At 62.9% G+C, this 12601-nt stretch carries 6 protein-coding genes and 2 pseudogenes; all 8 read left to right on the top strand.

Annotation, left to right across the window (positions count from 1 at the left end; genetic code table 11):
- The first annotated feature begins 8 nt into the window (after positions 1–8).
- The 8 genes and pseudogenes from QU595_RS17280 to QU595_RS17245 all read left to right on the top strand — a co-directional run bounded on the left by QU595_RS17280 (position 9) and on the right by QU595_RS17245 (position 12598).
- Positions 9–854: a hypothetical protein gene (locus tag QU595_RS17280; RefSeq protein ID WP_315924116.1), complete on the top strand. Its 846-nt coding sequence runs from the start codon at positions 9–11 to the stop codon at positions 852–854.
- A gap of 112 nt (positions 855–966) precedes the next feature.
- Positions 967–2229, top strand: a complete 1263-nt coding sequence (locus tag QU595_RS17275; protein ID WP_292841579.1) for an MFS transporter — start codon at positions 967–969, stop codon at positions 2227–2229.
- Positions 2230–2266: 37 nt separating this feature from the next.
- Positions 2267–2830: a phosphatase PAP2 family protein gene (locus QU595_RS17270; RefSeq protein WP_315924112.1), complete on the top strand. Its 564-nt coding sequence runs from the start codon at positions 2267–2269 to the stop codon at positions 2828–2830.
- 10 nt (positions 2831–2840) lie between these two features.
- Positions 2841–3251, top strand: a pseudogene (locus QU595_RS17265) (DedA family protein); the annotation flags it as partial.
- A 399-nt stretch (positions 3252–3650) separates the two neighbouring features.
- A pseudogene (gene pepN / locus QU595_RS17260) lies at positions 3651–4183 on the top strand (aminopeptidase N); the annotation flags it as partial.
- A gap of 76 nt (positions 4184–4259) precedes the next feature.
- Positions 4260–4838 carry an LssY C-terminal domain-containing protein gene (locus QU595_RS17255; RefSeq protein ID WP_315924110.1) on the top strand — a complete coding sequence of 193 codons (579 nt, stop codon included), beginning with the start codon at positions 4260–4262 and terminating at the stop codon, positions 4836–4838.
- Between the two features lie 483 nt (positions 4839–5321).
- Positions 5322–8564, top strand: a complete 3243-nt coding sequence (gene drmD, locus QU595_RS17250; protein WP_315924108.1) for a DISARM system SNF2-like helicase DrmD — start codon at positions 5322–5324, stop codon at positions 8562–8564.
- Positions 8561–12598, top strand: a complete 4038-nt coding sequence (locus QU595_RS17245) for a DNA methyltransferase (protein WP_315924106.1) — start codon at positions 8561–8563, stop codon at positions 12596–12598. Before drmD ends, QU595_RS17245 begins: the two co-directional genes overlap by 4 nt.
- Positions 12599–12601 lie beyond the last annotated feature (3 nt).

Genomic DNA, 12601 nt, shown 5'->3' with positions numbered 1-12601 from the left:
GAGCCGCCATGCCCGTATCGAGCGCTACCGCCAAAACCGTCGCTTACAATCGCGTTCCCCGCGTCACCGCCGACTTCTGGCTCATCAAGCTGATGGCCGTCACCATGGGGGAAACGGCGGCCGACTATCTCAACGTGCAGATGGGGCTCGGTCTGACTGCGACGTCGCTGATCATGTCCGCGATCCTGGCGGTCGCGTTGGTCTGGCAGTTCGCACAGAAGAGATATGTTCCCGCCGCCTACTGGCTGTCCGTGGTGCTGATCAGCATCGTCGGCACGCTGATCACCGATAACCTTGTCGACAATTTTCATGTGCCGCTGCTGGATACGACGATCGCGTTCTCGGTCGTGCTGGCGCTGACGTTCCTGCTCTGGTTCAAGGCAGAAGGGACGCTTTCCATCCACTCCATCTTCACCGGGCGGCGCGAAGCCTTCTACTGGCTCGCCATCCTGTTCACCTTCGCTCTCGGCACGGCGGCGGGCGACCTGGTGGCTGAAAAATTCGCGCTGGGCTATCTGGCGACCGGCGTCCTGTTCGGCATGATCATCGTCTCGCTCAGCATCGGCTATTTCTTCCTCGGCCTCGACGCGATTCTCGGCTTCTGGCTGGTCTATATCCTGACCCGGCCTCTCGGCGCTTCCTTCGGCGACCTGATGTCCCAGCCGGCGCAGTATGGTGGCTTCGGCCTCGGCACGATCATCACCAGCTCAATCTTCCTCACCGCGATCGTCCTGATCGTCGTCTACATGAGCCTGCCGCACGAAGGCGAGGAACTGGTCGAGGTCGACGCAAGTGGTAAGCCAGCGGCGTCCACCAAGGGCCACGGCTTCAGCGCGGCGGAAGAAAAGGTTTGAGGCAGCCGGCGATTGCCGGCCGTGAACATCGCGCTTTGCGCGACTGCTCGGCAGGATTATCAACAGCACGGAAAGCGCCGACTTCTCGGTGCTGCCGACGGATGCCGCGGAAATGAGCGACCAGACCGGGAAGCCTGCAAGCGCGGTCGAGAAAGTCACTTCGTCCGGCCTGCGTGCGGGCATTCCGGCCGGTATCTGGGCGCTCGGCTTCGTTTCGCTGCTGATGGACGTCTCGTCCGAGATGATCCATGCGCTGCTGCCGGTCTATATGGTGACGGTGCTCGGCACCTCGACGCTGGCCGTCGGTATCATCGAGGGCATCGCCGAAGCGACCGCTTCGATCACAAAAGTTTTTTCCGGGGCGCTGAGCGACTGGCTCGGCAGACGCAAGCTCCTCGCCGCGTTGGGTTACGGCCTCGCCGCCCTGGTCAAGCCGGTCTTTCCGCTGGCGACATCCCTCGACGGGCTGATTGCCGCGCGCTTCATCGACCGGATCGGCAAGGGCATACGCGGCGCCCCGCGCGATGCGCTCGTCGCCGACATCGCGCCGCCTGAACTGCGCGGCGCGAGCTTCGGCCTGCGCCAATCGCTCGACACGGTAGGTGCCTTTGTCGGGCCTTTGCTTGCCATTGGCCTGATGTGGCTGACGATGGATCACTTTCGGACCGTGTTCTGGATCGCCGTCATCCCGGCGTTCCTGTCCGTCGCCCTCATTCTCGTCGCCGTGAAGGAACCCGAGCGGCCGGCCACGTTGCGGAAGGTTCGCCTGCCGCTGCACCGCGAGGAGTTGCGCCGTCTGGACGCGACGTACTGGTGGGTGGTGGCGGTCGCCGCGATCTTCACGCTGGCACGGTTCAGCGAGGCATTTCTGATCCTGCGCGCGCAATCGATCGGCTTGCCTATCGCACTCGTCCCGATCGTCATGGTCCTGATGAGCCTCGTCTATTCGCTGTCGGCCTATCCTGTCGGCATCCTGTCCGACCGCAGGAACAAGGTGACGATCCTGCTTGCCGGGCTTGCTTTGCTCGTCGTCGCCGACGTGGTCCTGGCGTTTGCCGGCGGCATCCTCGCGGTCGGTGCAGGCGTCGTGCTCTGGGGCCTCCATATGGGCTTCACGCAGGGCCTCTTTTCCACGCTTGTGGCCGAAACCGCGCCGGCGGAACTGCGCGGCACGGCCTTCGGCATGTTCAACCTGGTTTGCGGACTGGCCATGCTTGCAGCCAGCGTCATCGCCGGTGCGCTCTGGGACCTGGTGGGACCTGAAGCGACATTCCTTGCGGGCGCCGCCTTCGCGCTGCTGACGGTGCTGGCGCTCCTGCCCGTTCGAGGAAAGCTGATGAAGCCAGCCGTGTCTGCAGCAAGACAGGACTATTGACGCGCCGCCGAAGCCGTTCGCGCGAATACGAGAGGGTATGTCATTGCAACTCTATGATCTTGACGCCTCCATGACCCATGCCATCAACGGTCTCGCAGGAGCGGGCGGCATCGCGGATTTCCTGATGATCTGGGTGTCTGCCATCGGCGTGCCGCTGCTCGTGCTCGCGGTTGCCGGCCAATGGTGGCGGGGGCCGGACCGGCCGCACAACAGGCATATCCTCGTCGCGGCAGGACTAACCTTCCTCCTCGGCCTTGCGCTCAACCAGCTGATCCTTTTGTTCGTCCATCGCATGCGGCCATACGATGCCGGCATCTCCCACCTGCTCATCGCGCCCAGCACCGATCCGTCCTTCCCCTCCGACCATGCGACCGCTAGCTTTGCCATCGCGACGACATTCCTGCTGTACGGCGTACGGAGGATAGGTCTGTGGTTCCTTGCAGCAGCGGTGCTGGTGGCGTTCTCCAGGGTCTATACCGGCACGCATTATGTGAGCGACGTCCTCGGCGGCGCCGCGACCAGCATCGCCGCCGCCTTGTTGGTCCTCGCGCTCTACCGCGAAGGAACACGCATCGATCGGCGGGTCACAGGCATCCTGTGAGGCCCTGGCCGTGTTCACGTCCTTCTTCTCCGTCGTCACCGCCTTCATTGCGGCGCATCCGCATCTGGCCTACGCGGCCGTGCTGCTGCTCGCTCTGTCGGAATCGATCCCGGTCATCGGGGTCTTTATTCCGGGCACGGCAGCCATTCTGGCCGTCAGCGCGCTGGTGCCGAGCGGGATCGTAAAATTGTGGCCGTTGCTCGGCGCAGCGACCATCGGTGCCGTCATCGGCGATGGTCTCTCCTTCTGGGTCGGCCATCGCTACCACCGCGAGATCCTCGAACGATGGCCGCTCAACCGGCACCTGGATCTCATAACCCGCAGCGAAGCCTTCTTCGCCCGGCATGGCGACAAAAGCGTCTTCATCGCCCGCTTCACGCCTGGGGTGCGTGCGTTCATTCCCCTGATCGCCGGCATATTGCAGATGCCGGTACGGCGCTTCTATGCCGCCAACATCCTGTCGGCGCTGGTCTGGGCGCCGTCCCACATCCTGCCCGCGGTCTTCGTCGGCGCGGCCTTCTCCGTGCTCGGCGCCGCCGCCAAGCCACTTGCTATTCTGGTCGTCCTCGTTGTCATCGTCATCTGGGTCGCAATCCGTCTCGTCAGGCTCGCCCTTCGCCACGGCCCGCCGCTTGCATCGCGCATGTCGGAACTGTTGCGGGCGCATGTGGCGGGCAGCAATTCCCACTGGGGGCGTTTCGTGATCGATCTCCTCGATCCGGCACGGCCCGACGCACGAATCCTGGCACTGCTCGCTCAATTTGTTGGGCCACCGGCGGGCCGCGGCTCGCAGCCAGGCCAGAATTCGTCAGGAAATGAAATGCGCACAGATACCGGCCAGGTTTTCAGGCTCGAGGATTACCGCCCCAGCGAGTATCTCATCCCGCAGACCAGCCTCACCTTCAGGCTTTCGCCCGACAACACCACGGTCGTTTCGGAACTTTCTATAGAGCGCCGCGGCGAAGCGTCACCCGATCAGCCGCTGGTGCTTGACGGCGACCAACTTGTACTGAGCCGGATCGAGATAGACGGTTCGCCGCTGGAAAGCTCAGCCTATGAGGCCACGCCTGAGCGCCTGACGATCAGGGAACTACCCGCCGCCCGGCGTTTCCGCCTGCTGATCGAGACCAGGATCGCGCCCGCCAGCAACCAGGCACTGATGGGCCTTTACCGCTCCAGCAATGTCTATTGCACCCAATGCGAGGCCGAAGGCTTCCGGCGGATCACCTATTTCCTCGATCGTCCCGACATCTTGTCGGTCTATACGGTGCGGATCGAGGCAAGCCACTGTTCGCGCTGGTGGCGAGCGATCTGGGCTGTGTCAGCGACAGTTTCGTCACCGCCTCGGGTCGCGAGGGCCGGGGGCCTGAACGTTTATCGGCATCATTCCCTCGATGTCGAACGCTATGCGGTAAAGCGCACAATACCGATGATGACGGCTGCTGACTGGTCGGCATCGGGATGGCAAAGCCTGCCATCCCGGCGCATCGACATCACAGGCGAGATCGAAGAGCCACTGACGATTCAGTGGGCGGGAAACCTTTCTGCGATCCAGCAGGATCTGCAGGACAAGGGATGGCGCTCGCCTGGAGCATGGGCATCATCGAAAGCTCTTCTCTGGCTTACCACGACAGCGGCGCCTGTCGACCTGCCGGCCATCCCCCGTCTCTCAAGTGGGCAACTTCCGACGCTCACACTGGTATTGCCGGACAGTGCGGCGCCCGATGTCTCGCGGCTCGTGTTGCGTCTGTGGGATGCCGGCCTTGAACTCACCGACGGAAATCTGATGCCGGTCTGGATTGGCTCCGTCGTCAAGGAGCGGGTTCTGCGACCGCTTTCGCTCGTCTCCGTTATCTCGTCCCAGGCCGACGCCAACACGCCACGCAATAGTCTGGCTCAAATGCTACGATCAGGGCGCATCGCTACGCGTTCCGATACAAAATCTGATGGCGAATGGGACGGGGGCGTTCTGCTGCTGCGACCGATGGGACAAAATGCGCCGGATTGAGCACGGGCACAAGGGCGCCGGTAGCGACAGTTTTTTGCTGAACAGAGACTGAAGCTGACAGATCTCTAGGCCCCCGGTCTGCCGTTTGGCAGAAGCTGAACGAATGGCAAGTTTCGGGCAGTGACGATAGCACTCCGAACGGCGACAATGAGGGTCGCTTGCTGAACGGCAGTTATCCGCCGAGCGCGCCCAGAACCGGACTGTCTGGATACGGCCCCGGACACGCCTTTTCACGTCTGGCAGTGATTGCAATGGCGCCTGGAAAGCCTACCGAAAGTTGAAGGATCCAACTATCTAGGCATCCTTCGCGGCGCGAAGGATTGACTCGCTCCGGTTCCTTTCCATCGGAATGCGAAGCAGCCAATCATTGACGTCCACAGTGACGTGTACGAGTTGGAGTAGAATTCCGAGTTCATTCAGGACCTTCGACCTGATCGACCACATCCAAACTGGAGAATGTACTTATTCTTCTGCTAGAACCCGATGGGGAATCGAACAGCGATCGGGTTCAGGATGGCGGGAGTAACGGCGAGGCGTTTTGAGAGTGGCGACTTAATTCGTCTGAGAGGACGGGAATGGGCAGTCGAATCGTCGCCTGACGACACCTCTGTATTGCAAGCATTCGATCTCGCTTGCATTGACGACGATGCGCAGGGAGAGCGCCTGCGCGCCATCCTCGAAGCTGAACTCGATCTTAGCCGCGTCGAGGATGACGTCTGGCAGCGGATCGGCGAAAACGGGACCGACAACCCCGAGGTGTTCGCGGCCCATCTGCGAGCCGTAACCTGGCGGTCAGCGACCGCTGCCGACCGTGATCTGTTTCAGGCTCCGTTCAGGGCGGGCATTAGGCTGGACCCCTACCAATTGCTGCCGCTTGCCAAGGCGCTTCGGCTGCCACGGGTAAACCTGCTCATTGCCGACGATGTAGGTCTCGGCAAGACCGTAGAAGCAGGGCTCGTCCTGCGCGAGATGCTGCTTCGCCGCCGTGTTGACTATGTCGTGGTTTCGAGCCCGGCCGCCATGACGGTGCAGTGGCAGGACGAACTGGCGCAGAAATTCGGCCTTGGGTTCACCATCATAGACCGCGACTATTTGGCGGCGGTTCGCCGCAACTACGGCTTCTCTGCGAATCCTTGGTCTGTGGGGTCGCGCTTCATCATTTCGCATAGCCTGCTGGCGGACGAGTCCTACTCCGACGGTCTGATCCAACTGTTCGGCAACTTCCGACCCCGCGCCATGCTGATCCTCGATGAGGCGCATCATGCGGCGCCAGCTAGCGGCATGGCTTATGCTACCGACAGCCAGTTCACGCGTGCAGTCCGCAATCTCGCGGAGCGGTTCGAGCACCGCCTCTTCCTTTCGGCGACCCCGCACAATGGCCACTCCAACAGTTTCTCGTCACTTCTGGAGATACTCGACCCACAGCGCTTCACCCGGGGCGTGCCGGTCGAACCCGACCATCTCGATCCGGTCATGGTGCGACGCTTGAAGAGCGATCTCCTCAAGCTCGAAGTATCCAAATTCCCGAAGCGGAGGATCGAGCCGGTCGTCCTGTCCAACCTTCCGGCAGACACGCCAGAACTGGTCCTGTCAGACCTCTTCGAGGACTATCGCGCGTGGTGCGAAGCCGGGCTGCAAGGCACGTCGCTGGCAAAAGCTCGATTCGTCATGTCCGGCCTGCAGCAGCGATTGCTATCTTCGATTCCAGCATTTGCCCGAAGCCTGCGTAAGCATCTGGAGACGCTGAAGCGGCACCGGGACAAGGCGGAAAAGTCCAGTCTGGATACGGCCGCCACCCTGATGGCGACCCCGCCAGAACTCGAATTCAGAGAAGACGCGAGCGAAGATCACCTGCTGAAAGCCGTCCAGGACCAGGAGGACGAGGTTGCCGAGGCCGCGACCGAAGCCATCACGTCGATCATCAGGAACTTCGATGAGGCGATCTCCCGGGTCGAGGCAATGCTGGAGATCGCCCGTCGCAACGAGCGCAAGCCGGACGCACGCGTTGAATGGCTGATCGATTGGATCGAGAAGAACATGATGGTCTCGCCGGGCCGATGGAACGAGCGCCGGCTTCTGATCTTCACCGAGTGGGAGGATACGAGGCTCTGGCTCGAAAAGCGCCTTAAGGAGGCCTTCGAGGACACCGACCAGGGCGAACAACGCATTGCCACCTTTACGGGCGTTACGGGCCAGGACCGGCGCGAGCAGGTGAAGTTCGCGTTCAATGCCGACCCGGCCAAAGAACCGCTGCGAATCCTTCTGTGCACTGACGCTGCGCGCGAAGGCATCAACCTGCAAACTCGTTGCCATGATCTCGTCCATTTCGACCTGCCGTGGAATCCTTCGCGTCTGGAGCAGCGCAACGGCCGCATCGACCGCAAGCTGCAGCCGGCCGAGAGCGTCACCTGCCGTTATTTCGTCTACGCCCAGCGTGCCGAGGACCAGGTACTTGCGGCGCTTGTGCGCAAGACCGAAACCATCCGCAGTCAGCTCGGTTCCGCCGGACAGGTCCTTGGCGAGCGCATCCACAAGCGGCTGTCGAGCACCGGCATCACACGACAATCGGCGGCAGCATTGGCGCGTGAAATCGAGACCGAGGACGGCGATGCGTTCGTCCGCCGAGCGCGCCGCGACATGGCCGATGAAGAAGAGAAGCGGCTTGCGCGTCTTTCGCGTGAGCTCGGCGTGCTCGACCGCGAACTGAAGGAAGCGCGCGAGCGCGTAGGCATCGAGCCGGGGGAACTGCAGTCGGTCATTCGAACGGCGCTGTCGCGCGACGGCGTGCCAATGACGCCGGCGCCGGACCTCGGTGTCGATGGTGCGTTTAGGCTCGACCCAAGCCTACCGATATTCGCCAAGGATTCGTCATGGGGCGACCTGTTCGACGAGTTGCGCGAGGGGCGGCCTCCCAAACGTAAGCAACTGGCGGAGTGGCGAGCAAAGAAGCCTGTCAGAGCGATCACCTTCGATGCGCCGATGCTGCCGGATGGCCGCGACGCTGACGGGGTGGTCCATGTGCATCTGGAGCACCGGCTGGTGCGACGCCTCCTGTCGCGGTTCGTTTCCCATGGATTTCAGGCGGGCCTCAATCGTGCGAGCGTCATCTACTCTCCGGGCACCCAGCCCCGCGTCGTCCTCATTGGGCGGCTCGCTTTGTTCGGTCCAGCGGCCGCGCGGCTGCATGAGGAAATCCTGCCGGTGACGGCCTTCTGGAGCGAATCTGCCCTATCAGGTTCGGGTCTCAAGGCGTTCGGAGCGGCGGGAGAGGAAACCACACTGGCTGAATTGCAAGAGGCGCTGAAAACCGCGACCATGCCGCCGCAGGAGATCGTAGGCAGGCTGCTCGCGGGCGTACAGAAAGACCTCGCCGACCTCCGACCCGCGCTTATGGAACGCTCGAAGGCCGCCGCTAAGGTGGCGAAGAAGGATCTGGCCGAGATCGCTGTGAAGGAATCGGCAGCACTCGCCGGACTGCTGGAGGCGCAGCGCGACCGGATTCGCAAGGCGGCCACGACCAAGGACTCCGATCAGTTCGAGTTGGACCTCTCTGACCCTGTTGAGCGCCGCCAGCGGGAGGCGGACCGCCGCCACTGGCAGCGGCGTCTCGACAGTTTGGAGAAAGAACTGGTGGAGGAGCCGAAACGCGTCGCGGAGTCCTATGAAGTTCGGGCGGAGCGGCTGGAGCCGATCGGCATAGTCTACCTCTGGCCGAGGCAGTCATGAGCGTCATGTTCGACAGCGCAATCGATCCTCAGCTCGAATGGCTCTACCATGTCGGGCCGATCGGGCTGGTCATTGGCCCGAACATCATCCGTGAAGAAGACCTGAACCCGCCGCGCCAGACGGCTGTGGACACGCGGGCTGTCGCGGAACTGCTTGACCTGGACAGCGACGGAGCGGTCCTGCCCGATCCCTGGACCTTTTTCGAGCGAATCCTTGGCTGGGAAGCGCGCTTCGTCGCGGGGGCACCCGGCGGCCCGAAGTTGCCGACAAAACTCGCGGCCCGGGTCGACGAATATGACGTCGTCCTCTCGCCCGACTGGGCCGTACGGGACCTTGGCGGTTCCGACCCGGAATCTTTCCAGATACTGGTGAAGCTCCACACCGAATTGGAGGCCGACAAGCGGGGCGCGCTCGACGGCTGGGAGGCAACGCCGCACCAGCAATTCGAGCGCCTATTGCGCGAGACGGGCGTGCCCATTGGCGTGCTGGTCGACAGGACTCACCTCCGTCTGATCTATGCTCCACGCGGTGAGACGTCGGGCTGGCTGTCCTTCCCGCTGCGCAGCCTCGCGACAGTGGCGGGCCGCTCGATGCTCGCCGGCGCAAAACTGATGCTCGGCCATGCGCGGCTGTTCACCGAGCCGGAGCCGCGGCGCTTGCCCAAGCTGCTTGCCCGCTCCCGTGAGGCGCAGAATAAGGTTTCCACCGAGCTGGCCGAGCAGGTGCTAGGCGCGCTGCACGAACTGCTGCGCGCCTTCCACGCCGCCGATCGTGAGCGCATCGAGCAACTGGCCGCGACACGGCCGCACCACCTCTACGAAGGACTGCTGACCACGCTCATGCGGATGGTCTTCCTGCTCTACGCCGAGGATCGCGACCTGATCCCGACGATGCGCACCGGCGAGGCGGTCGAGATCTACGAGCAGGGATATTCGGTCCGTGGCCTCTATGCCCGGCTGACGGAAGACCGTGCGCTCAACCCGGACACGATGGACGAGCGCGTCGGCGGCTGGGGCCGGCTGCTGGCGCTGTTCCGGCTCGTCCATGGTGGCCACCGGTCTGGCTGGATCACCGCCCGCGGCGGCAAGCTGTTCGATCCGAACGTGTTTCCCTTCCTGGAAGGGCGCGACGACGGTGACCCGCTTTCGGCCGCCAAGGTGCTGCCGATCCGCGATGGCGCGATCCTGCGAATCCTTGAAGGCCTGATGACCATCGAGGCCAAGGCGGTTACGGGCGAGCGGGTGCGCGAGCGGCTCTCCTACCGCTCCCTCGACGTGGAGCAGATCGGCTCGGTCTACGAGACGATCATGGGCTTCACGGTGTTGCGCGCCGCCGGCCGCATGATCGCGGTGAAGGGCGAGAAGAACCTGCCGGTCTTCATCGACATCGAATCCCTGGCGGCAAAGAAAGGCGCCGACCGCCAGAAGCTCCTGAAGGAGGCGGGGGTGTCGCCCACGGGCAAACGCCTGGAAGCGATCAAGAAAGCCGACGACGTTCAGGAACTCACCGAGGCGCTTGTCGCGATTTCCGACCCGCGCGGCTCGCCGGGCGGCCATATGACGGCGGGCGGCAGCCCGATCCTGCAGCCTACGGATGAGCGGCGTCGTTCCGGAAGCCACTACACCCCGCGATCGCTCACCGAGCCGATCGTGCGTCACGCGCTGGAGCCTGCCTTCGAGCGCATCGGCGCGGAAGCAACGCCCGATCAGGTGCTCGAAATCAAGGTCTGCGACCCTGCCTGCGGCTCGGGCGCCTTCCTGGTGGAAGCTTGCCGTCAGCTCGGTGAGCGGCTGGAAAAGGCATGGGGCCATCATCCGGACCTGAAGCCGAGGATTCCGGCCGACGAGGACGAGGCGCTGCATGCCCGCCGCCTCGTCGCCCAGCGCTCGCTCTATGGCGTCGACAAGAACCCGCTCGCCGTCGATCTCGCCCGCCTGTCGCTGTGGCTGGCAACGCTGGCGCGCGAACATGAATTCACCTTCCTCGACCATGCGATCAAATCCGGTGACAGCCTCGTCGGGCTGACGCGCTCGCAAATCGAGGCGGCACATTGGGATGAGACGAAGAATAGCGCGCCACTGTTCCGCGGGTTGATTCGAGACCGTCTCAATGAAGCGGCAACGGGGCGGCGGGAGATTCAGTTCGCCCCCGATGACGTGACGCGTGCTATCCAGGAGGCACGTCACCGCGTTGTCGAACGCAGGCTGGATCAGCCGCGCATGTATGGCGATGCGATCGTCGCGGCCTTCTTTTCCGCAGACAAACCGAAAGCACGAGAAGAAGCTCGTGTGGAAGTTGCGAAGCTCTTGTCCGGTTTCAGCACGAACGAACGGGAAGATCGACTCGCGGTCATTGCCGCAACGCTCCGGTATGGAGAGCATCCAATCCGGCCGTTCCACTGGGAACTGGAATACCCTGAGGTCTTCTCGCGCGACAATCCGGGATTCGACGCCATCTTCGGCAACCCACCGTTTGCGGGAAAAAACACGACGATCGCGTCGAGCCGCGAAGGATTTTTGGATTGGCTGAAGGCGCTGCACGACGGCACGCACGGCAATGCCGACCTCGTCGCTCATTTCTTCCGTCGGTCTTATGGGTTGATCCGCCGTGAGGGCTCCTTTGGCCTAATCTCCACCAACACGATCGGCCAAGGCGATACACGGGCCACAGGTCTGGCGGCGATCCTTGCTTGCGGCGGCGTGATCACGCACACGGTCAAGCGACTGCAATGGCCGGGCGAGGCGGCGGTGGTGGTGTCAGTGGTACATGTTGCGAAGGAGAGAGCGCGTCCTGTGGGCCACAGTGGTGGAATGCCGCTCCTCGACGGCCGTCCCGTCTCGCGCATCTCCGCCTATCTCGTCGAAGGCACGATGGACGGTTCGCCGGAACGGCTGTCGGAGAATTCAGGCAAGGCTTTCATTGGTTCGTATCTGCTAGGCATGGGCTTCACCTTCGACGATGTCGCGGCTGGGAAGGGTGAAGCGGAGCCGATTGTTGAGATGGAACGGCTCATTGCCAAGGACTCGCGAAATGCCGAGCGCATCAAGCCCTACATCGGCGGCGAAGAGGTCAACAATTCGCCGACTCATTCGCACCATCGCTTTGCAATAGATTTTGAGGATTTTCCGCTGCGGCGGAACGCAAGCTTCGGCTCTTGGTTCCGGTGGAGCGACCAAAGAATCCGAGAGGGTCTACGTGAGGGCACTGTCCCACAAGACTACCCTGAACCGGTCGCTGCTGACTGGTCAGATCTGCTCCACATCGTAGAGGAGCGGGTGCGACCCAAGCGCGCAAGCGACAATCGAGACTCCTACAGACGATATTGGTGGAGATACGCGGAACGGCGGAAGGGACTAGGCCCCGCAACATCGAAGCTAAGCCATGTCCTCGCTCTGTCTCGAGTGTCGCCACAGTTCGGCATCAGCCGCCTCTCTAGCGCAATGGTCTTCGCCGAAAGCATCGTGCTTTTCGCCCTTTCAGAATTCGCCCCCTTTGCCACCCTCCAATCCCGCATTCACGAAATCTGGGCGCGGTTCTTCTCGTCAACGTTAGAGGACAGGCTTCGCTACGCTCCCTCTGACTGCTTCGAGACTTTCCCGTTCCCGGAGGGTTTCGAGACCGATCCCATACTGGAGGCGGCAGGGCAGCCCTATCACGACTTCCGTGCCGAACTCATGGTCACCCGCAACGAGGGCATGACCAAGACCTACAACCGCCTCCACGACGCGAACGAGACGTCGTCCGATATCGTGCGCCTGCGTGAACTCCATACCGAAATGGATTGCGCGGTGCTGCGCGCATACGGCTGGGACGACCTTGCCGACCGGGCGCAGCCCGTATTCCTGACCGAGGAGACCGAGGACGACCACACCTATCAGGGGCGGCTGTTCTGGCCGTCCGACTACCGCGACGAGGCCCTCGCCCGCCTCCTGAAGCTCAACGCCGAACGCCACGAGGAGGAGGTGCGGCTCGGGCTGGCGAAGGCGGGGAAAGTGACGGCACGGGACGACGAGGACGAAGAACTCGATATCTGAGGG

The organism is Mesorhizobium sp. SP-1A, assembly GCF_032460275.1.
In the GTDB taxonomy this organism is placed as follows: Bacteria; Pseudomonadota; Alphaproteobacteria; order Rhizobiales; family Rhizobiaceae; genus Mesorhizobium.
This window is presented reverse-complemented; position numbering and strand designations above follow the sequence as displayed.